Annotated in this window: 16 protein-coding genes and 2 pseudogenes; 7 read left to right on the top strand and 11 right to left on the bottom strand. The window is 70.8% G+C overall.

Translation table 11 applies throughout. The features are described from left to right. Nucleotides 1-60: 60 nt before the first annotated feature. The 3 genes and pseudogenes from E0500_RS22040 to E0500_RS22030 form a co-directional block, all read right to left on the bottom strand. Nucleotides 61-641, bottom strand: a pseudogene (locus tag E0500_RS22040) (sugar kinase). Further along, the gene (locus E0500_RS22035) at nt 638-1,783 is read right to left on the bottom strand and encodes an ROK family glucokinase (protein WP_131571302.1); all 1,146 of its coding nucleotides are present in this window, start codon (nt 1,781-1,783) and stop codon (nt 638-640) included. The pseudogene E0500_RS22040 and the gene E0500_RS22035 overlap by 4 nt, the downstream one beginning before the upstream one ends. 186 nt (nt 1,784-1,969) lie before the next feature. Further along, nucleotides 1,970-2,707 (bottom strand): GntR family transcriptional regulator, encoded by a 738-nt coding sequence (locus tag E0500_RS22030; protein WP_181587261.1) that lies wholly within the window; start codon nt 2,705-2,707, stop codon nt 1,970-1,972. 128 nt (nt 2,708-2,835) lie between these two features. Between E0500_RS22030 and E0500_RS22025 the strand changes: the two genes are divergently transcribed. Then, a complete protein-coding gene (locus E0500_RS22025; protein ID WP_131571299.1) occupies nt 2,836-3,846 on the top strand; it encodes a Gfo/Idh/MocA family oxidoreductase in 1,011 nt (336 codons plus the stop codon). Nucleotides 3,847-4,174: 328 nt separating this feature from the next. Here the strand turns inward: E0500_RS22025 and E0500_RS22020 are convergent, their stop codons facing one another. After that, nucleotides 4,175-4,855, bottom strand: a complete 681-nt coding sequence (locus tag E0500_RS22020; RefSeq protein ID WP_131571296.1) for a response regulator transcription factor — start codon at nt 4,853-4,855, stop codon at nt 4,175-4,177. Nucleotides 4,856-5,023: 168 nt separating this feature from the next. Between E0500_RS22020 and E0500_RS22015 the strand changes: the two genes are divergently transcribed. Then, nucleotides 5,024-6,052, top strand: a complete 1,029-nt coding sequence (locus E0500_RS22015; protein ID WP_131571294.1) for an aldo/keto reductase — start codon at nt 5,024-5,026, stop codon at nt 6,050-6,052. 113 nt (nt 6,053-6,165) lie between these two features. Here E0500_RS22015 and E0500_RS22010 read toward each other — a convergent pair whose 3' ends face one another. Continuing rightward, on the bottom strand, nt 6,166-7,431 hold the full coding sequence (locus E0500_RS22010) for a histidine kinase (protein ID WP_181587260.1): 1,266 nt from the start codon (nt 7,429-7,431) through the stop codon (nt 6,166-6,168). 251 nt (nt 7,432-7,682) lie between these two features. On the opposite strand from E0500_RS22010, the gene E0500_RS22005 reads away from it, so the two are divergent. Then, complete coding sequence (locus E0500_RS22005; protein WP_131571291.1) at nt 7,683-7,886, top strand: hypothetical protein; 204 nt, start codon at nt 7,683-7,685, stop codon at nt 7,884-7,886. 112 nt (nt 7,887-7,998) lie between these two features. Here E0500_RS22005 and E0500_RS22000 read toward each other — a convergent pair whose 3' ends face one another. The 3 genes from E0500_RS22000 to E0500_RS21990 all read right to left on the bottom strand — a co-directional run bounded on the left by E0500_RS22000 (nt 7,999) and on the right by E0500_RS21990 (nt 11,579). Then, entirely contained in the window at nt 7,999-9,819 is a 1,821-nt protein-coding gene (locus E0500_RS22000) for an endonuclease/exonuclease/phosphatase family protein (protein ID WP_165935231.1), read from the bottom strand. Nucleotides 9,820-10,391: 572 nt separating this feature from the next. Next, on the bottom strand, nt 10,392-10,787 hold the full coding sequence (locus tag E0500_RS21995; protein WP_131571288.1) for a ribonuclease domain-containing protein: 396 nt from the start codon (nt 10,785-10,787) through the stop codon (nt 10,392-10,394). Between the two features lie 165 nt (nt 10,788-10,952). Continuing rightward, nucleotides 10,953-11,579, bottom strand: a complete 627-nt coding sequence (locus E0500_RS21990) for a dihydrofolate reductase family protein (protein ID WP_131571285.1) — start codon at nt 11,577-11,579, stop codon at nt 10,953-10,955. A 318-nt stretch (nt 11,580-11,897) separates the two neighbouring features. Between E0500_RS21990 and E0500_RS21985 the strand changes: the two are divergent. Next, a pseudogene (locus E0500_RS21985) lies at nt 11,898-12,627 on the top strand (3-oxoacyl-ACP reductase family protein). Nucleotides 12,628-13,549: 922 nt separating this feature from the next. Here the strand turns inward: E0500_RS21985 and alc are convergent. Together alc and allB are read right to left on the bottom strand one after the other, a co-directional pair. Further along, nucleotides 13,550-14,701 carry an allantoicase gene (gene alc / locus E0500_RS21980; protein WP_131560610.1) on the bottom strand — a complete coding sequence of 384 codons (1,152 nt, stop codon included), beginning with the start codon at nt 14,699-14,701 and terminating at the stop codon, nt 13,550-13,552. A gap of 51 nt (nt 14,702-14,752) precedes the next feature. Beyond that, on the bottom strand, nt 14,753-16,108 hold the full coding sequence (allB, locus tag E0500_RS21975) for an allantoinase AllB (RefSeq protein WP_131560612.1): 1,356 nt from the start codon (nt 16,106-16,108) through the stop codon (nt 14,753-14,755). Between the two features lie 242 nt (nt 16,109-16,350). Here allB and E0500_RS21970 point away from each other — a divergent pair, with 242 nt between their 5' ends. Next, a complete protein-coding gene (locus E0500_RS21970) occupies nt 16,351-17,148 on the top strand; it encodes an IclR family transcriptional regulator (protein WP_131560614.1) in 798 nt (265 codons plus the stop codon). A gap of 365 nt (nt 17,149-17,513) precedes the next feature. On the opposite strand, the gene E0500_RS21965 is transcribed toward E0500_RS21970, so the two are convergent. Beyond that, on the bottom strand, nt 17,514-17,801 hold the full coding sequence (locus E0500_RS21965) for a DUF5955 family protein (protein ID WP_181587092.1): 288 nt from the start codon (nt 17,799-17,801) through the stop codon (nt 17,514-17,516). Nucleotides 17,802-18,038: 237 nt separating this feature from the next. Between E0500_RS21965 and E0500_RS21960 the strand changes: the two genes are divergently transcribed. Both E0500_RS21960 and aceB read left to right on the top strand, forming a co-directional pair. Then, on the top strand, nt 18,039-18,638 hold the full coding sequence (locus E0500_RS21960) for an NTP transferase domain-containing protein (protein WP_131560617.1): 600 nt from the start codon (nt 18,039-18,041) through the stop codon (nt 18,636-18,638). A 236-nt stretch (nt 18,639-18,874) separates the two neighbouring features. Beyond that, nucleotides 18,875-20,509, top strand: a complete 1,635-nt coding sequence (gene aceB, locus E0500_RS21955) for a malate synthase A (RefSeq protein WP_131560619.1) — start codon at nt 18,875-18,877, stop codon at nt 20,507-20,509. Nucleotides 20,510-20,511: the final 2 nt, after the last annotated feature.

Raw genomic sequence — 20,511 nt, 5'->3', positions numbered from 1 at the left:
GCGGCCGCCCATGGGGCCCTTCGGAGGAGCGTCAGGGGACTGTGACCGTCACGGGGACTGTCACGGGGTCGTTCGCGAGACGACGTACACCATAGGGTGCCGGGGGTTCGAGCGGTTCACGACGATGTCCAGCGTGGGCTCCGGGTTCTTCCGCTCGCGGACGAGCCCGAGCCACGGGCCCGGCCGGGTGAACTCCCAGCCGACGATCCGCCGGTCACGGGCATCGATGGAGATCTGGCCGCGTTCCAGGTCCTCGGTGTCGGCACCGACCCCGGCGAGCATCCGGTCCAGGCCCCGGTTGCTGGTGCGGAACTGGACGTAGAGACGGCTGGTCTTCCAGTTGTTCGTCTCGTAGTACGCCACGTGGTCCGAGTACGGCGGGATGGGCACCTGGTAGAGGCGGCGCTGGACTCGGGAGGGCCAGCCCGCGGTGAGGCCGGTCGCCGAGTACTTCTTCTCCTTGTCCTTGCCGCTGTCGCGGCTCTGGTTGGCGGAGATCACCAGATAGCCGGCCGGCACACCGATGAGCAGCACGATGATGAGCAGGGTCAGCGCGCGGCGGCGGATCACATGCCGCCGGCCCTCCGGCGGCTTGGGCGGCTCGCCCGGTTGGGGGTCTGGCGGGGCAGAGAGGGGGTCATGCGGAGTCCTGGGTCGTACGGCGGGCTTCCGCGTACCGCGCGTAGCGCTCGTAACGCTCCACTCGGCGGCGGTTGGCGCGGCGGAAACGGCGGGCGACGAGCCGGGCGAGGTCCGCGGCGCCGACCATGCCGGCCTCGGGCCCGAGCTGGGCGCGCGCGATACGGGCCTCGGGCCGGTAGCCGCGGCCGGTGAGGTGGCGGCGGAAGGCGTCCCGCGCGGGGGCGATCAGCAGGTCGTCGGCGGCCGAGACACCGCCGCCGATCACGAAGCAGGACGGGTCGAGGGCCGCCGCGAGGTTGGCGATGCCGACGCCGAGCCACTGGCCGATGTCCTGGAGCAGCTCGATGCACATCGCGTCGCCCTCACGGGCCAGCTCGGTGATCATCGGGCCGGAGATCTCGGAGATGTTGCCCTTGACGTGCTCGATGATCCCGTACGCCACCGGCGAGTCGGCGGCGGCCAGCTCCCGGGCCTCGCGGACGAGCGCGTTGCCCGAGCTGTACTGCTCCCAGCAGCCGCGGTTGCCGCACGGGCAGCGGTGGCCGCCGGGCACGACCTGCATATGGCCGAACTCGCCCGCGACACCGTACTTGCCGCGCTTGACCTGGCCGTCCTCCAGGATGGCTCCGCCGATGCCGGTGCCGAGCGTGATCATGACGAGGTGGTCCTCGTCGCGGCCGGCGCCGAAGCGCCACTCGGCCCAGGCGGCGGCGTTGGCGTCGTTGTCGACCAGGACGGGCACGGCGAGGCGTCCGGCGAGGCGGTCGCGCAGCGGCTCGTTGCGCCAGGAGAGGTGGGGGGCGAACAGCACACGGTTGCGCTCGGCGTCGACCCAGCCGGCCGCGCCGATGCCGACCGCGTGCACGTCGTGGCGGTCGGAGAGGTCCAGTACGAGCTCGCAGATGGTGTCCTCGACGACCTTCGGGCTCTTCGACTTGTCCGGGGTCTCCGTGCGGAGCTTCTCCAGGATGTTGCCGTCGGCGTCGACTACGCCCGCCATCACCTTCGTACCGCCGATGTCGATGCCGACCGTGGGCACACGCGGTGCGGTGAGGTGGGAACGGCGCTCGCGCGTTCCCACGGTCCGCAGGACGGTGGCCCGCGCGGAGCCGCGGTGGGTGAAGTCGCGGTAGGTGCTCATCGCGCCGATTCTGCCGTACGCTGCCGCGGAGTGCTGCGGGGGGCGCCGCGGGGGCGAGGTCCGGTTCTTGTCTGCGGGTTGGTCGGGGCTGGTCGCGCCCACGCGGCGGAGCCGCGCAATGTCACAGCCCCGCGCCCCTTGAAGGCACGGGTGCTCGCCCCTACGTGGCACAGACCTCCAGCTTTGTCACGAGCGTACTAGCAGCTGGAACTCGAACGAGTAGCGGGACGCGCGGTACGTGTGGGTGCCGTATTCGACCGCTCTTCCCGTGTCGTCGAACGTGGTGCGTTGCATGGTCAGCAGGGGGGCGCCCTCGGGTTCGCCGAGGCGGTCGCCCTCGACGGCGGTGGCGGCGCGGGCGCCGATGGTCTGGCGGGCGCTGTGCAGGGTGATGCCGGCGGCGCGCATCAGCCGGTACAGGCCGGTCGCCTCCAGTTGGCCGCTCTCCAGGTCGAGGAGCCCGGTGGGCAGGAAGTTGCACAGGTACGCCATCGGCTCGCCGTGGGCCAGGCGCAGCCGCTCGACGTGGTGCACCTGGCTGCCCTCGCTCACGCCGAGCGCGGCGGCGACCTCGGCGGAGGCAGGGGCGAAGGCGTTGGTGAGCACCTGGGTCGCGGGGCGCTGTCCGGCCGCCTCCAGGTCGTCGTACAGGCTGCTGAGCTCCAGTGGGCGTTTGACCTGGCTGTGCACGACCTGGGTGCCGACACCGCGCCGGCGCACCAGGAGGCCCTTGTCGACGAGGGACTGGATGGCCTGGCGTACGGTCGGCCGTGAGAGGCCGAGACGGCCCGCGAGCTCGATCTCGTTGCCCAGCAGGCTGCCGGGGGTCAGGGTTCCGTGCTCGATCGCGGCCTCGAGTTGCTGGGACAGCTGAAAGTACAGCGGGACCGGGCTGCTGCGGTCTACGCTGAGCTGGAGCGACACGGTCGGGTCCACTTCTGGTTTCGGCACGGCCCGAGCGTAGCTCCGGCTCTTGTTGACGGGAAGTTGTGTAGTCCGATTGTCCGGACAAACCATTGACACGATGCTGTGATCGACCTCAGTTTGTTCCCATGCGCATCGGACTCATAGGCGCTGGTCGCATCGGTACGTTCCACGCGACCACGCTCAGCCGTCACCGTGATGTCGGCTCACTCATCATCACGGACGTCGACACCGCTCGGGCCCAGGAGCTCGCGGACCGCCTTGGGGAGACGGCGGCGCCCGGGGTCGACGAGATCTTCACCTGGGGGGTGGACGCCGTGGTGATCACGGCGGCGACCGCGGCCCACGCCGAACTGATCGGTCGGGCAGCACGCTCCGGGCTCCCCGTCTTCTGCGAGAAGCCCATCGCCGTTGATCTGCAAGGCACGTTGAACGCGCTGGCCGAGGTGGAGGCGGCCGGGACCGTGCTCCAGATGGGGTTCCAGCGCCGCTTCGACGAGGGGTACGCGCACGCGCGGGACGCCCTGCGGTCCGGCCGGGTCGGACGGCTGCACACGGTGCGGGCGACGACGGCGGACCAGGAGCCGCCGCCGGCCGCGTATCTGCCGCTGTCCGGTGGGATCTACCGGGACGGCCTGGTGCACGACTTCGACATCCTGCGCTGGGTGACCGGGCAGGAGGTCGCCGAGGTGTACGCGACCGGGTCCGATGCGGGGCAGGCGATGTTCCGTGAGGCGGGTGACGTGGGTACGGCCGCGGCGTTGCTCACGCTGGAGGACGGGACGCTGGCGACGGTGACGGCGGCGCGGCAGAACGGCGCGGGATACGACGTCCGCATGGAGCTCGCCGGGGAGCTGGACACGATCGTGGTCGGGCTGGACGACCGGACGCCGATCGCATCCACCGAGCCGTCCGGGCCGCCGCCCGCCGACAAGCCGTGGACCGGGTTCCTGGAGCGGTTCGCGCTCGCGTACGAGGCGGAGGTCGCCGCGTTCGTGCAGGTGGTGCGGGGTGAGCGGGCCAACCCGTGTGACGGCCGCGCGGCCCTCCACTCCCTCCGCATCGCCGAGGCGTGCGAGCTGTCCCGCCTGGAGCGGCGTCCTGTTCAGCTCGGGGAGATCGCGGGGGCGCGGGACTGAGACCTCGCGCGCGGTCTGGGGGGAGGGTTTGGTCCGGTTCAGCCTCTCCCCCTGAGTCCGGCTGGGCCTCTCCTCCCTGAGCCCGTGGACGCTTGCGCCTCGCCACGCATTCAGCCCGTACGACGCACGAGCCGCCCCCTAGGGCCTGTGTCGAAAGTGGCGCCTGCCGGGCGAAAGCCCAAGTACGTCCGGTCCATCAACGGGGTCTTCCGCCCGGCACGCCGAGAGCACGCTCCCCCACGCTCGAACCCGAGCTCGCGCGGGGGCACCCCCATCGCCGCCGCCCGGCCCGCCCTTCGGGCGGACGACCCCACTTTCGACACAGGCCCTAGTGGCCGTCCTCCTCCGGTTCCTCCAGGAGGCCCGCGTCGTAGGTCAACAGCGCGATCTGCACCCGGTTGTTGAGGTCGAGCTTGGCGAGGATGCGGGAGACGTGGGTCTTGACGGTGGCGACGCTCATGAACAGTCGGGCGGCGATCTCCGCGTTCGAGGCACCCCGGCCGACCGCGACGGCGACCTCGCGCTCGCGGTCGTTGAGGACGGCGATACGGGTACGCGCGTGCGCGCGGCGGGTGTCGGGCCCGGGCCCGGCGGCGTGTTCCATCAACTGGCGGGTGACGGCGGGCGAGAGCACGGGGTCGCCGGCCGCGACCCGCCGCACCGCTTCGACGATCTCCACGGGCGGGGTGTCCTTCAGGACGAACCCGGCCGCGCCCGCGCGCAGCGCCCGCAGCACCTGCTCGTCGGCGTGGAAGGTGGTGAGGACGACGACCTGGGGAGCGTCCTCGCGGCCGCGGAGCCGCTCGGTGGCCGCGAGGCCGTCCACGTTCGGCATCCGGATGTCCATGAGGACGACGTCCGGGCGGGTGCGGTCGACGAGCGCCTCGACCTCGTCTCCGTCAGCGCCCTCACCGACGATCTCGATGTCGTCGGCACCGCCCATCATGAAGGTCAGGCCCGCTCTCACCAGGGGGTCGTCGTCGACCAGGAGCAGTCGGATCGCAGTCATGCGGCCTACCGTAATGAGGCCGCGGCCGCAGGATCGTGCGGATCGGACCGCACGGGTTCGGCCATACTGCCCGACCGACCGTTTCGGGACGCCCGTGCCGTCGCCCGCGCCCCGCGTCAACCGCTAGGGTCAGTCCTCGCCATCGTCCCCAACTTCCTTAGGAGTTCCGTGCGTTACCGGCTTCTGGGGCGGACCGGTCTCCGCGTGTCCGAGTTGTTCCTCGGGGCCATGACGTTCGGCGAGCAGGGCGGGGTGGGGGCGCCCAAGAAGGAGTGCGCGCGGATCCTCGACGCGTACGCGGCGGTCGGCGGCAACGTGATCGACACGGCCGTCAACTACCGGGGCGGCGAGAGCGAGCGCATCGTCGGCGAGCTGCTCAAGGGGCAGCGCGACCGCTTCGTACTGTCCACCAAGTACACGGTCTCTCGCGACGGTTCCGACCCGAACGCGGCCGGCAACCACCGCAAGAACCTCGCCCTGTCGTTGGAGACCAGCCTGCGCCGCCTGGACACCGACTACGTCGACATCTACTGGGTGCACATCTGGGACCGGAACACACCCGTCGAGGAGACCATGCGTGCCCTCGACGACGCCGTACGGTCCGGGAAGGTGCTGTACGTCGGTATCTCGGACGCCCCTGCCTGGGTGGTCGCGCGCGCCAACACGCTGGCCGAGTGGCGGGGCTGGAGCCCGTTGTCGGCGCTCCAGGTGCCGTACAGCCTGCTCAACCGCGACGCGGAGCGCGAACTGCTGCCGATGGCCGAGGCGTTCGGTATGTCGGTCGCGGCATGGAGCCCGCTGCAGAACGGCGTTCTCTCCGGCAAGTACACCCGTCCGGGCGGCGTCGCGCCGGGGACGGCGACCCGTCTGTCGGCCGACGCGATCGGTGACCGTGAGCGCGCGGTGGCTCAGGCCGTGCAGGAGGCCGCCGACGAACTCGGCGTGACCCCGGCGCAGGTGGCCATCGCCTGGACGACGGCCCGCTTCCCCGGCGTCCACCCCGTCCTGGGCGCCCGGCGGGTCGAGCAGCTCACGGACAACCTCGGCGCGGCCGGACTCGTCCTGCCCGACGACGTGGTGGCCCGGCTGGAGGAGGCCACGGACTTCCGTCCGGGGTTCCCTGCCGAGTTCATCGAGGACACGTCGGCGTGGGTGTACGGGACGGCCGGGCAGCGCGTGGTGCCCCGTACACCCTGAGACCCCTGTGACGCCCGGGCGCGGAACGGCACAAGGGCGGCTCACGGCTCGTCGTCCGCGTACGGGATCGCGCGCCCCTCGGCGCCGGCCACGCCGAGCTCCCCGCCGGACGGTCAGCCCCACGGGAGCCAGGCCCGCAGCTGGAAACCGCCGTCCTCCTCGGCGCCGTGCTCCAGACGCCCGCCGGCCAGTGTGGCGCGCTCGGTCAGGCCGATGAGGCCCTGGCCGGAGCCGGGGACGGGCGGGACGTCGCCGGGAGGAGCGGGGTTGCGCACGGAGAGGGTGAGCCCGTCGCCTGGGGCGCCCGCGACGGACACGGTGACCTCCGCTCCGGGGGCGTGCTTGCGGGCGTTGGTCAGGCCCTCCTGAGCGATGCGGTACGCGGTGCGGCCGACGGAGGCGGGCACGGCCGCGGACTCGGAGACGCGGTTGTCCAGGACGACCTTCATGCCGGCCTCCCGGGACTCGGCGACCAGCGTGTCCAGCGCGACGAGCGTCGGCTGGGGGCGGCCGGTGTCGTCGGGGTCGCCCGCGCGCAGGACCCCGATGATCTCCCGCAGGTCCTGCAACGCCTCGTGCGCGCTCTCCCGGATGACGCCCGCCGCCCGTGCGACCTCGTCGCGGGGCGCGTCGGGCCGGAACTCCAGCGCTCCCGCGTGCACGCTCAGCAGGGTGAGGCGGTGGGCCAGCACATCGTGCATCTCGCGCGCGATGGCCTCCCGGGCGAGCCGCTGCGCCTGTTCGGCCCGCAGGGCGGCCTCCGTCTCGGCGCGCCGGGCGCGGTCCCGCAGACTCAGCATGAGCTGTCGTTGGGTGCGGACGAACATGCCCCAGCCGGTGATCGCGACACCGAGCAGCACCGTGAGGACGACGGACACGATGTAGGGCAGGTCCGGATCGGGTCGCCACCAGAAGAAGAGCGGAGCGAGCGCGAGGGAGATGCCGACGATCCAGGCGTTGTGACGGAACGGCCGGTGCACGGCCAGCGTGAAGAACGCGACCAGCCCCGCGCCGCCCGCCGTGTTGGAGACGAAGGAGACCGGCAGCATCGCCACGGCGAGGCCCAGCGGCCATCTGCGCCGCAGCCAGACCGCCGCGCAGGAGAGGGCCCCGATCAACTGGTCGGCGGCGGCCAGGGCCTCCGGTGTGCCGGGGTCCTTGGACATGTCGTTCGCGCCGATCATGCCGAGGAGGACGGCGAACCCGAAGACGGTGAAGTCGACGATCCAGTCGCGCACCGTGCGCCGGGGCCGGCCGGAGCGTCCGACGCGGTACGGCCGGTCCGGGTCGAGTCGGGTGACCACGGCCGACGGCAACAGCCAGCGCCGGCCGTGCAGTTCCCGCGCGGGCGGCGCCTCGGGCTCTGTCCGGGAGGGCACTTCCGGTTGCGCTGTGCTCAGCGGGGCGTAGGGCGCGGGTGCGGATGCGGGCGCCGGATCGTCACCTCTCACGGTCGACAAATCTATGCAGAGATGGCGTCGGACACCTCCCCCCGTACCCGATGGACTACCAAAGTCGGAGCCCCGCAGACTTTCGGCGACCCGCCGCGCGCGAGGCGGAGACTTCCGTCGGACGTCCCCCGCCCCGCGGCCGATGGAGTGGCGGGACCACGGGGCCGAGGATCCTCGGTATGAAGCAGTTCCTGGAGTTTCTCGGTTTCATCGCCCTCGTGCAGGGCTCGGGCGGTCTGGTCTACGAACTCACGGGCAAGCTGCGCTGGGGGATCACCCAGCGGTGGAGCGCCCTGGACGGCTACGAGATCTATGTGAGCATCGCCCTGATCGTCCTGGCGCTCGCGCTGTTCGCGGCGGCCGGCAGCCGCAAGCCGAGCTGAACGCCACCGGAAGGGCGGGCGTTCAGCTCAGGTCGTCCAGCTCAGGTCGTCCAGCTCAGGTCGTCCAGCTCAGGGCGCTGAGCTCAAGGCGATCAGCTCAGTGCCGTTTCCGTCAGGGGCTGAGCCGGACGATCTGGGGGTCGTGGTCGCTCGCCCGGTCAGCGAACTCGGCGTTGGTGTGGACGATGTCGTAGTCGTACGAGGACAGCGCCGAGCTGGTCAGGATGTGGTCCAGGACCTGGGAGTTGCCCTGGTACACGTAGGTGTAGCGTTCCCCGGCCGGCAGCGTGGCGGGCAGGTCGGTGAGGCCGGTGCCCGCGGTGAGGGTGGACAGGGTCCCGGAGAACTCGAAGTCGTTCAGGTCACCGAGGACCACGACCCGGGCGCTGGGCTGGACGGCCAGGAGCTGCTTGACGAAGGTGTTGACCTGGGCCGCCTGCTGGGAGCGCTGCGTCTCCGAGCTGCGGGTGGGCGGCTGGACACGGGCGTCGAGGGACTGGTCGCCGCCCTTGGAGGTGAAGTGGTTGGCGATCAGGAAGACGGTCTTGCCCTGGAAGGTGAACTCGCCGACCAGCGGCTTGCGGCTGCCGCTCCAGGCGGAGTTGGTGGGGTTGATCCGGCCGGGCGAGTAGGACAGGGCCGCGGTGCCACCGTTGTTCACCACGGACACCGCGTTGGTGGCGGTGCCGCCGGGGCGGTCCGTGAAGCCCACGCGCGCCGGGTTGTACAGGAAGCCGACGCGGATGTTGCCGCCGGGCTCGCCGCCGTCCTGGCCGTTGGACGGGTTGATCTGACGGTAGGCGTACGTCGGGCCACCGGCCGCGGTGATCGCGTTGATCAGCTTGGTGTAGGTCTGGTCGGCGGCCACCACACCGTTGTTGGTGGCACCGTTGTTGTCCTGGACCTCTTCCAGGGTCACGATGTCGGGCGAGGAGAGGTTGCTGACGATGCCGCCCGCGAGTCGGTCGAACTTCGACTGCGGGTCGGTCGGGTCCAGGTTCTCCACGTTGTACGTGGCGACGGCCAGCTCACCGGCGCTCTGGGCCCGGGTCTTCTCGGCGGAGAGGTTGTTGTCCTTGAGCGTGCCGAGGGTGGTGGCATGGATGGTGTAGCCGCCGAGGCCGTCGAAGTCGAGCGGGCCCGCGGTGCTGCCGTCGAGGACGTCACCCACATCGGCGGTCGGCAACGCTCCGGTCAGTGACATGACCTTGATGCGTCCGGTGTTCTGCGAGGTGTACGAGCCGTAGACGGTGCCGCCGCGGGGGCTGGGGTTCTCGTTCGGCTTCGCGGAGACGAACAGCTCGTTGTACTCGTTGCTGGGGCCCACGACCCGGGCGTTGTCGACCTGGACGCGCATGCCCTCCAGCGACTCGTACAGGTCGAGGGCATAGCTGGAGGGGGCCAGCGTGAGGTTTTCGAGGTTGCCGCTGGGGGCGTAGGCGGCGGGTATCGAGGAGGCGTCGAGCACGACCGGCGCGGGGAGCGGGTTGCCGGTGGAGACGGTCGACTGGATCTGCGGCTGGGTCAGCTCGGTGAGGGACTGGCCGCCGGCCGAGGTGCCGCCCGGGTAGTACTCGGACACACGGCCCTTGACGGTGACCTTGTTGCCGACCTTGGTGGAGGGCGTGGTCGATCCGGTGAAGGCGAAGACGGCCTCGCTGGTGGCCGGGTTGCCGTCGCCTACGGGGTCCTGGATCCAGTAGCCGCGTGAGGATCCGGTGGAGCGGATCGCGGTGACGATCCCGGTGACCGTCACATCCTGTGCGTTGTACGTCGACTTGCGCGTGCTGCCCTGCACGGCGGAGATGGTGACGGTGGCGGCCGATGCCGGTGCGGGCATGGCGAGCAGCGTGGCGGTGAGTGCGCCGGTCAGCGCGGTGGCCGTCAGCAGACTGAGGCGTGAGGGACGGGGAGTTCCCAGGCCGGACTTCATGAGGGTGCCTTTCGCGAGCAGTAATGAGCGGAGTTCGCGAGCACCGCTCCGGGCGTCTGGGGGAACGCGCCGTGGCGGCAGGGAAGTTGTAGTGACGTCAGGTTTCCTGGAGGCAACTCACAGATGATCTACGCGTGTCACATCCATGCGCGTTGCGCGAGCGCACGGCCTGCTGCCCGCAGCCACATCCCTGCGCGGGGGCCACCCCCGCCAGCCGGCCTGGACAACACAGCCTCAACTGACGCCCCGTCAGCGGGCGTACGTCACCCTTGACACGAGTAACTCGGCTGCTTCGCTCCGCACCGCTCCGCTCTGCATCGCACTTGAACTCGTTGAGCTTGCCGCCTCGTTGCCAAGCCGCCCCGGCCGGAATGCGACGGCGCCTGGCCCCGCGACCACGGTTGGGGTGTTCCGCGGGGCCAGGCGCGTTCGCGAGAAACGCTCTTTCAGGTCTTCAGCTGCGTCCACGGCAACCGGGAGCCCGCCGCGTCGGACGGGTCAGCGCAGGTTGCCGCGGCAGCCAGTCGAAGGCCTCAAGGGCGCCGATTGATCACCCGGTTCGTCGACGGCTCTCAGCAGCTGTACTTGATGAGGCTGAAGGAGGCGTAGTGGTCGGCGGTGTAGTAGTCCTCTTGGGTCTTCTGACCGGTGACGATGCGCCGAGCGCCGCGCGTCGACGAGCCGGGCGTCTTGACCGTGTACTCGTGGTAGTAGCCGCTGGACTGGCTGGGCAGGATACCTTCCCGGTTCTGGAAGACGCCCCCGTCCTGCGGGTAGGGGAAGGGGCCGCCCGACTCGATCAGGTCGAGCGTGTCGTACGCCTGGGCCGGGAGGTTGCTGTAGCAGATGCTCCCGACCGCGGCCGCCGACGTGTCCGCGGCGTTGGCAGTGACGGTGCCGCCCACGAGCAGGGCGGACAGAAGGGCGGCAGAGGCGCCGATGCGTGTCATGCGTGGGGGGAATCTCATGGGCTCATGATGATGCGCGTAGATAGTGGCATGTCAATGACAAACTCCATGATTTCCCGGGCGCGTCGCGTAAGTTTTCGGGGAGTTAACCGAAGCCGACCGGCCAGCCGGCCGACCGCCCGCGAGGAAGAGAGGCGGGCGGGCGGGTGAGCAGCCTCCGAATGGCTAGGCGTTCTCGGGCAGGTCGTACGAGCCGTACGTGGGCCGTCCTTCGAGCTCGTACGTCTGGATGGAGACTCCCCGGCTGGTGATGCGTCCCCCGACGTGCCGGAACGCGGTCGGGACCAGGCCCTGCGCGAACAGACGCAAGCCGGAGCCGAGGACGACGGGGAAGGTCAGCAGGTGCACGGTGTCGATCAGGTCGAGGGCGAGGAGGGACTGGGCGAGGGCGCCACTGCCATGGATCTGGACCTCGCCCTGGGTGCGCTTCTTGAGGTCGGCGACCTCCTTCTCCAGGTCGCCCCCGAGGATGGTCGTGTTGTTCCATCCGGGCTGTGTGAGCGTGCTCGAAGCGACGTATTTGGGAAGCGAGTTGAGCTTGGAGGCGACCGGGTGGGCCGGGTCGGTGACCTTCGGCCAGTAGGCCGCGAAGATCTCGTACGTCCGCCGGCCGAGCAGGAACGCGTCCGCCCGGTCGAAGACCTCGTTGATGAACCGTCCGAAGTCCTCGTCGCCGTACGGGACGGTCCAGCCGCCGTGCTCGAAGCCGTTTCGGAGGTCCTCGTCGCGGCGGCCGGGGGCCTGGTGGACGCCGTCGAGGGAGACGAAGCCGGTGAGGGTGAGCTTGCCCATGGTGAGGTGCCTTCCGCGAGGGGGATCTGCTGTCTTCCGGGTGGGTCTGCTGCCATCAGTTGTCATCAGCCGTTATCGGCCGTTATCAGCTGTCACCAGTGCAGACCCCGCCGGCGTCGGTAACTCATCGGTCGGCACGGTGGAGCCCGTGATTGGGCGACGTCGTCGTCCGTTTGCCGCCAGCGTTGAGGAATGGGGGGCGCTGGGATGGTGGGCATGACATCGATACGGATTTCGGACCCGGCTGAGGGCTCGGCCTCGGCTTCGGCATCGACGGCGACTGCGGCTTCGGCTTCGGCTTCGGCTTCGGTGAGTGACTTGAACGGCAAGGTCGCCCTCGTGACCGGCGGGAGCCGTGGCATCGGCGCGGCCACCGCCGTACGACTCGCCCAGGAGGGTGCGGATGTGGCGATCACGTACGTAGAGGGCAAGGAGGCGGCCGAGGACGTCGTACGGCGGATCGAGGCGCTGGGGCGGCGGGTTGGCCCTGCGCGCGGACGCCGGGGACGGGGCCGAGGCCGCCGGGGTGGTGCATCGCGCGGTCGAGGCTTTCGGGCGCCTCGACGTACTGGTCAACAACGCGGGCATTGGCCTGCTCGGGCCTCTGGAGTCCCTGTCCCCGGCCGACGTCGACCGGGTGCTGGCGGTGAACGTGCGAGGGGTGTTCCTGACGTCCCAGGCGGCTGTGCCGCGTATGGTGCGCGGGGGCCGGATCATCACGATCGGCTCGTGCATGGCCCAGCGGGTGCCGGGGCCGGGTGGCACGCTCTATGCGACCAGCAAGTCCGCGTTGGTCGGTCTGACGAAGGCGCTCGCCCGGGAGCTGGGTGAGCGTGGGATCACCGCGAACATCGTCCATCCAGGTCCCGTTGACACGGACATGAACCCCGCGGACGGTCCGCACGCCTCCGCTCAGGCGGGCGCGACGGCCCTCGGCCGGTACGGCTCGTCGGAGGAGGTGGCGTCGATGGTCGCGTATCTGGCGAGGGGGGAGGCGGTGTACGTCACGGGGGCGGAACTGTCGGTGGACGGCGGGTACGCGGCGTAGGGGGAGAGGGGTTCATCGCCCCCGCCGCCCCTACCTGTCCCATCCCCAGGGGCGCGGCCCCTTCGACCCCGATGAGAAGGGGCTGCGCCCCCTTGGAACCCCCAGGAACCCCCATCTTCCGGGGCGCTCGGCCTCGGGCCTCATTTCGGGGCTCGGCCTCGGGCCTCATTTCGGGGGCTCCGCCCTGGGTCCCATTTCGGGAGCTGGCCCCCGGACCCCATGTCGCGGGCTGGCCCCCCGCCCCCATGTCGCGGGCTGTCTGTCCCCAGACTCCGCTTCGAGAGGGGCCAGCTCCCCCACTTCGGGGAACCCGCGCCCCTACTTCGGGGCCCCTTCGGAGGCGCCCCCCGGCCCCGGCTTCGGGCCCGGACCCAGACTTCGGGACGCCCAGGACCTCACTTCAGGGCCCTCCGGGCCCTCGCTTCGCGGGCGCCCCCGAAGCCCTGCTTCGGATGCGTTCCCGGCCCCGCCTCATGGCGCGCCCCCGAAGCCCCGCTTCGGACGCGTCCCTGGCCCCCACCTGCACACCCCCGAAACCCCGCTTCGGACGCATCCCTGGCCCCCACCTCAGGGCACACCCCCGAAACCCCGCTTCGGACGCATCCCTGGCCCCCACCTCAGGGCACACCCCCGAAACCCCGCTTCGGACGCATCCCTGGCCCCCACCTCAGGGCACAACCCCGCTTCGGACGCATCCCCAGCCCCCACCTCAGGGCGTGCCCCCAGCCCCTCGCTCCGGAGCAAGCCCACTGGAGCCTCAACCGGGGAATGCGCCCCAGCCACCAGTCCCCTCCCCACCCACGGGCCCCCGACCCCCACTTCTCAGCCGCCCGACGGACTGAACCTTTCAGCACCGCGGGGGTCCGGGGCGGCAACCCCCGGGGGACGGGGATGGGTAGGGGCGGCGGGGGCGAGTGATGCCTCAGTCGCTCAGCTCCCGGTGCCGCGCCGCAAGCCCCGCTTCGCCCTCCTCCGTCAGGGAGCCGTGCAGCCGCAGTCGCGAGATGCCGCCGTCGGGGTAGATGTCGATGCGGGCGTGCGTGGCGACGGCCGCCGTGTCGAGGACGAAGCGGTGGTTCGTGTCGGGCTGGAGGCGGGTGCGCGGCAGGACTTCGGTCCAGTCTCCTTCCCTTTCCCCCTCCCCGTCCTTCTCACCGTTCCGTACCGACACCGACGCCCACCCCGCCGCGTTCCCCTTCAGATACGCCGTGTCGATCTCGATCGCGCGGATCTCGGACTGGGCGGCCAGCCGGTAGCGGATCCAGTCGTGCCCCTGGTCCCGGCGGCGACGGGTCTCCCAGCACTCGTGCATCGCCCGCGGCCGGCCCGGCTGGATGGAGTTCGTGGCGGGCGAGTAGAAGAGGTTCGACGCGTCCTCCGCCCGGCCGCCGTTCTCCAGGGCCACGACGTCGAAGGTGCCGAGGGCCGCGAGCCACGCGGGGTCCGGGACGACCTCGCCGTGGACCCGCAGGCGCGCGATGCCCCCGTCAGGGTGTTGGTTCACCCGCAGGTGCGTGAAGCGCTGCTCGACGGACACGGTGAAGCCGTTGGCCGCGTGGCCACCGACCGGGGTGCGGGGGACGAGCGTCGTCCACTTCACGTCGTCCGCGAGGAGTTCCTCCGGGGACGGGGAGCCGGGGAACGACACGCCTTCGATCGACACGGCCTGGGGGTAGTTGCCGCGGAAGTGGGCCGTGTCGACCAGGACGCCCCGGACGACACCCGGCGCGCCGAGACGGACCAGCGCCCAGTCGTGGTCCTCGGCCGTCGGCCACGGGTGGTCCGCCGAGGCACCACGGCGCCGACGCGTCTCCCAGCCGTCCATGATCTTGCCCTTGTGCCCGAAGTGCTCGGGGTCGAATTCGGCGCGCTCGGGCACCAGGAGGTTCTCGCGCTGGGCGAAGAACTCGTCGTTGGCGGCGATGACTCCGGCACCGAGCCGGCGGTCGGCGAGGTTGGCGTGGTGGGTGAAGGGGAAGTCGGCGGTGCGGTAGTCCGCGTAGGGCTCGCCGCCTCCGTAGGGGTTCGCGTCGCCGGTGAAACGAGCCAATGGGGATCGATACTGCGCCGTCACTGTGATCAGGTCTGCCTTTCGGAGTGGGGCGCCGCGGGTGCGGGACGGGGATCAGGAGGGCCGGGTGAGGAGTCGCCCCTTCGGGTCGGTGAACTCGCCGTCCGCGACGATGCGTTCGCCGCGCAGCCACGTGGACCTGACCACGCCGTACAGGGTCCTTCCGGCATACGCCGTGACGCGGTTGCGGTGCTGGAGGGCCGCGGGGTCGACGGTGAACGTCTCGTCGGGGGCGAGGACGGCGAAGTCGGCGTCCCGGCCCACTGCTATGGCGCCCTTGCGTCCGTCCAGGCCCACGAGCCGTGCGGTACGCGTGGACATCCAGCGGACCACGTCCTCCAGGTCGTGGCCCCGTTTACGCGCCTCGGTCCACACCGCCGGCAGGCTGAGCTGAAGGCCGGAGATACCGCCCCAGGCGGTGGCGAAGTCGTCGGTCTTGAGGGCGGCCGTGGACGGGGAGTGGTCGGTGACCACACAGTCGATCGTGCCGTCGGCCAGCGCCTGCCAGAGCAGGTCCTGGTTGGCGGCCTCACGGATGGGCGGGCAGCACTTGAACTCGCTGGCTCCGTCCGGGACTTCCTCTGCCGTCAGCGTCAGATAGTGCGGGCAGGTCTCGACGGTGATGCGTACGCCCTCGCGTCTGGCCTCGGCGATCAGCGGCAACGCGTCGCTCGACGACAGGTGGAGCACGTGCACACGGGCGCCATGCCATCTCGCCTGCTCGATCAGGATCGTGATGGCCGCGTCCTCGGCGCCGCGCGGGCGTGAGGCGAGGAAGTGGGCGTACTTCGGGCCGCCCTGCTGCGGGGCAGAGGCCAGGCGGTGCGGGTCCTCGGCGTGGACGATCAGCAGTCCGCCGAAACCGGCGATCTCCGCCATCGACCGGTCCAGTTGCTCCCTGTCGAGCTCCGGGAACTCGTCCACGCCCGACGGCGACAGGAACGCCTTGAAGCCGAAGACGCCCGCGTCGTGCAGCGGCCTCAGGTCCTTGACGTTGTCGGGGAGCGCGCCGCCCCAGAAGCCCACGTCGATGTGCGCCTTGGCCGCGGCGACCTCCCGCTTGGTACGGAGGTGGTCGACGGTCGTGGTCGGCGGGAGGGAGTTGAGGGGCATGTCGACGAGGGTGGTGATGCCGCCGGCCGCCGCCGCGCGGGTCGCGGTCCAGAAGCCCTCCCACTCGGTGCGGCCGGGGTCGTTGACGTGCACGTGGGTGTCGACGAGTCCGGGCAGCAGGACGTCGTCGCCGAAGTCCTCCAGCCGGGCTCCCGCCGGCACCCCTGTGTCGTACGGCAGCACGGCCGTGATCCTGCCGCCGGCGACCGCGACCGATGCGGCGCGCGTCCCCTCGGGGGCGATCACGCGCGTCGAACGCAGCACCAGCTCGACATCGTTCTCTCTGTCGTCGGACACCCGGACCCCTCTCTCACGCCGGCTCCCACACCAGGGACTTCAACGATCTGTTGAGGGAGTTTTCACTCCCCCACCCCCACCGTCAAGAGCATCCTTGCCCACTGTGCCCCCATCTCCGGCGGTCTGTACGTTTCCACAAAATGGAATTAACATTCCAGCAGGCAGAACGTAGGTTTCCAAGAGGTCGGAATGCGACTCGCGGGTAGGCTGTCGCCCTGCCTGCCAGCCGAAAGGAACGCGCCGTGCCGACGTCGAGCGCCAGCTCCACCGACAAGCCGTCCGCCGCGACCGGCGGCGTCCAGTCCCTTGAGCGCGCCTTCGACCTGCTGGAGCGGATGGCCGATGCGGGCGGCGAGGTGGGGCTCAGCGAGCTCTCCGTGAGCAGCGGGCTGCCGCTGCCCACGATCCACCGGCTGATGCGCACGCTCGTGGCCTGCGGTTACGTCCGCCAGCAGCCCAACCGGCGGTACGCGCTCGGCCCCCGGCTGATCCGCCTCGGCGAGTCCGCGTCCCGGCTGCTGGGCACCTGGGCCCGCCCCTACCTCGCCCGGCTGGTCGAGGAGACCGGCGAGACGGCGAACATGGCGCTGCTGGACGGCGACGAGATCGTGTACGTGGCGCAGGTGCCGTCCAAGCACTCGATGCGTATGTTCACCGAGGTGGGGCGCCGGGTGCTGCCGCACTCCACGGGCGTGGGCAAGGCACTGCTCGCGGGCTTCCCGGACGCGGAGGTCCGCGCCCTGCTGAACCGTACGGGCATGCCCGCCGCCACCGAGAAGACGATCACCACGCCGGACGGCTTTCTGGCCGGGCTGGAGGAGGTACGTCGCCTCGGGTACGCCGTCGACGACAACGAGCAGGAGATCGGGGTCCGTTGCCTGGCCGTCTCCGTGCCCGACTCGCCGACCGCCGCGGCGATCTCGATCTCGGGCCCTGCGGGCCGGGTGACGGATCCGGCGACCGAGCGGATCGTGCCGGTGCTGCAGCAGGTGGCCGCGGAGTTGTCTGAAGCCCTGGCCAGTTCCGGGACGGGCGCCTAGGACCGGCCTCTGGCCCGCGCTGCGAGCGCCTGAAACCGGTTTTTCGCTCCCGCCGCAAGCGCCTGAGCCCGGATTCTCGCCCCCGCCGCCTCTACCCGTCCCATCCCCAGGGGCTCCGCCCCTTCGACCCCGCCAAGAGGGCTACGCCCCTGGACCCCCAGAGCTTCGGGGCTCTGCCCCGGACCGCGTTTCGGGGGCCAGCCCCCGCACCCCCGCTCCTCAAACGCCGGAGGGGCTGGATCTCCAGCCCGTCCGGCGTTTGAGGACGAGGCCGTTCAGGCCGACAGCGGGGGTCTGGGGCGGCAGCCCCCAGGGAAGGGATGGGACGGGTAGGGGCGGCGGGGGCGAGGAAACCCACCCCGCGATCACCTCCGCGGCGGCCCCCCAAATAACTCCACCGCACTCCGTACATCAGCCAACCCGTTCGTCAGGGCGCTGACCGAGCCGATGGAGCCCGCGATCAGGAGCAGGGAGCGGCGCAGGCGAGGGATCTCGGGGATGCCACTGACCGCCATCGCGGCGAGGGCAGCGAGCTCGTCCTCGGCTATGGCCCGGTCGGGAAACTCGGCTGGATGCGCGGCGAGTTCACGGCGCAGCCGGGACACGGCGGTCTTCAGCTCCACCACCCTCGGGTCCTCGTCGCTGCCGGTCACTGGTCTCTGCCCCAAGCTCCGCAACACAGCCCTCCCCCTCACACGTCGCCCCGCGCGAGTACGTCTCCGTACGGCCCAACGCCCCCCTGGCGCTGGTCGGCCACCCAGAGATGCGGGCCAGTAAACGCCACCAAATGCCGCGAGCGCCACCATGCGGACCTAAATTCAGCCCCCGGACACAGGACCGACCTGAAGGGACCCCGCGCACACGCACGCCGGGTCGGGTATGCAGGGGGGATGACGGACGCCAATGACCAGGTCGCCGGACTGCTGCTGGCCGCGGGCGGAGGGCGGCGCCTCGGGGGCCGCCCCAAGGCACTCCTGCCCCACCGGGGACACCTTCTCGTCGAACACGCGGTCGGAGTACTGCGTATGGGCGGCTGTCCCCGGATACATGTCGTTCTCGGCGCCGAGGCGGACGCGGTGCGCGAGCGGGCCGCGCTGCCCGGCTGCACGCTCGTGGACAACCCGGAGTGGGCGCAGGGCATGGGCTCCTCACTGCGGGCCGGGCTGCAGTCGCTGGCCGGTACGGGCGTCCGGGCCGTACTGGTGTCACTGGTGGACCAGCCGGGGATCGGACCGGAGGCGGTGGCGCGTGTGCTCGCCGCGTACGAGTCGGAGAGGTCGCTCGCTGCGGCCGCATACGACGGGGAGCGGGGGCACCCCGTGCTCTTCGGCTCCGCTCACTGGGAGGGCATAGCCGCGACCGCGACCGGGGACCGAGGGGCACGCGCGTATCTCAAGGCCCACGCGGACGAGGTGACGCTCGTCGAGTGCGGGGACGTGGCGCAGCCGTACGACATCGACACGGAAAGCGATCTGGTCCACCTTGAGTGAGTGGGGTGGCACGGAGCGCCGCACTGCCTCGACCCGGAGAATCTCGACGTCAACAAATCATTGAACTTCCACCATGAGGAAACTAGTATCCACTGGTCAGATACTGATCAGGCACTGGCCGGCGGCGGGTTACCGCCCTCCAGGCACCGTCCGCCGCATCCGGCGTCCCTGGCACCCGGTGCCGGTGCCCGTGCCTCGGTGTACTCACGTCAGCTCGCTGAAGGAAGTGACAGGTCATGTCCGCACCAGCGCCGTCCCCGCTGGCCATCGTCGACGCAGAGCCCCTGCCCCGGCAGGACGAGGTCCTCACCGACGCGGCCCTCGCCTTCGTGGCCGAGCTGCACCGGCTGTTCACGCCCCGGCGTGACGAGCTCCTCGCGCGTCGTGCGGAGCGCCGCGCCGAGATCGCCCGCACCTCGACGCTCGACTTCCTCCCGGAGACCGCCGCGATCCGCGCGGACGACTCCTGGAAGGTGGCCCCCTCACCGGACGCCCTGAACGACCGCCGTGTCGAGATCACCGGCCCCACCGACCGCAAGATGACCATCAACGCCCTCAACTCGGGCGCCAGGATCTGGCTCGCGGACTTCGAGGACGCCTCGGCCCCGACGTGGGAGAACGTGGTCCTCGGCCAGGTGAACATGGCCGACGCGTACACCCGGAACATCGACTTCACCGACGAGGGCACCGGCAAGTCGTACGCCCTGCGCCCGAACGGCGAACTGGCGACGGTCGTCATGCGCCCCCGCGGCTGGCACCTCGACGAGCGCCACCTCGTCGACGCCGACGGCACCCCGGTCCCCGGCGCGCTCGTCGACTTCGGCCTGTACTTCTTCCACAACGCCCAGCGCCTGCTGGACCTCGGCAAGGGCCCGTACTTCTACCTGCCCAAGACGGAGTCGCACCTGGAGGCCCGCCTCTGGAACGACGTCTTCGTCTTCGCGCAGGACTACGTCGGCATCCCGCAGGGCACGGTCCGCGCCACCGTCCTCATCGAGACGATCACGGCCGCGTACGAGATGGAGGAGATCCTCTACGAACTCCGCGACCACGCCTCGGGGTTGAACGCGGGCCGCTGGGACTATCTCTTCTCCATCGTCAAGAACTTCCGTGACGGCGGAGCGAAGTTCGTCCTCCCGGACCGCAACGCGGTGACGATGACGGCCCCGTTCATGCGGGCGTACACCGAGCTCCTCGTCCGTACCTGCCACAAGCGCGGCGCCCACGCCATCGGCGGTATGGCGGCCTTCATCCCGTCCCGCCGGGACCCCGAGGTCAACAAGGTCGCCTTCGAGAAGGTCCGCGCCGACAAGGACCGCGAGGCGGGCGACGGGTTCGACGGCTCCTGGGTCGCCCACCCCGACCTCGTGCCGATCGCGATGGAGTCCTTCGACAAGGTCCTCGGCGACCGGCCGAACCAGAAGGACCGCCTGCGCGAGGACGTCCACGTCGAGGCCGCCGACCTGATCGCGATCGACTCCCTGGACGCGAGGCCCACGTACAACGGCCTCGTCAACGCCGTCCAGGTGGGCATGCGTTACATCGAGGCCTGGCTGCGCGGCCTCGGTGCGGTGGCCATCTTCAACCTCATGGAGGACGCGGCCACCGCCGAGATCTCCCGCTCCCAGATCTGGCAGTGGATCAACGCGGGCGTCGAGTTCGAGCACGCCGGGGAATCCGTGAAGGCCACCCCGGAGCTGGCCCGCAAGGTCGCCGCCGAGGAGCTTGAGAACCTCAGGGCCGAACTCGGCGAGGAGGCCTTCGCCGCCGGCAACTGGCAGCAGGCCCACGACCTGTTGCTCCAGGTCTCCCTCGACGAGGACTACGCCGACTTCCTGACGCTGCCGGCGTACGAGCAGCTCAGGGGCTGACC

The sequence above is a fragment of the Streptomyces sp. KM273126 genome (genome assembly GCF_004337435.2).
GTDB lineage: Bacteria > Actinomycetota > Actinomycetes > Streptomycetales > Streptomycetaceae > Streptomyces > Streptomyces acidicola.
The sequence above is the reverse complement of the archived record's forward strand: the minus strand, read 5'-3'. Positions and strand labels throughout refer to the sequence as shown.

What these genes read in the sequence shown, in the direction of transcription:
- E0500_RS22035 (WP_131571302.1), bottom strand. Translation starts at nt 1,783, where the DNA reads ATGAGCACCTACCGCGACTTCACCCACCGCGGCTCCGCGCGGGCCACC.
- E0500_RS22025 (WP_131571299.1), top strand. Translation starts at nt 2,836, where the DNA reads ATGCGCATCGGACTCATAGGCGCTGGTCGCATCGGTACGTTCCACGCG.
- E0500_RS22020 (WP_131571296.1), bottom strand. Translation starts at nt 4,855, where the DNA reads ATGACTGCGATCCGACTGCTCCTGGTCGACGACGACCCCCTGGTGAGA.
- E0500_RS22005 (WP_131571291.1), top strand. Translation starts at nt 7,683, where the DNA reads ATGAAGCAGTTCCTGGAGTTTCTCGGTTTCATCGCCCTCGTGCAGGGC.
- E0500_RS22000 (WP_165935231.1), bottom strand. Translation starts at nt 9,819, where the DNA reads ATGAAGTCCGGCCTGGGAACTCCCCGTCCCTCACGCCTCAGTCTGCTG.
- E0500_RS21995 (WP_131571288.1), bottom strand. Translation starts at nt 10,787, where the DNA reads ATGAGATTCCCCCCACGCATGACACGCATCGGCGCCTCTGCCGCCCTT.
- E0500_RS21990 (WP_131571285.1), bottom strand. Translation starts at nt 11,579, where the DNA reads ATGGGCAAGCTCACCCTCACCGGCTTCGTCTCCCTCGACGGCGTCCAC.
- E0500_RS21960 (WP_131560617.1), top strand. Translation starts at nt 18,039, where the DNA reads ATGACGGACGCCAATGACCAGGTCGCCGGACTGCTGCTGGCCGCGGGC.
- aceB (WP_131560619.1), top strand. Translation starts at nt 18,875, where the DNA reads ATGTCCGCACCAGCGCCGTCCCCGCTGGCCATCGTCGACGCAGAGCCC.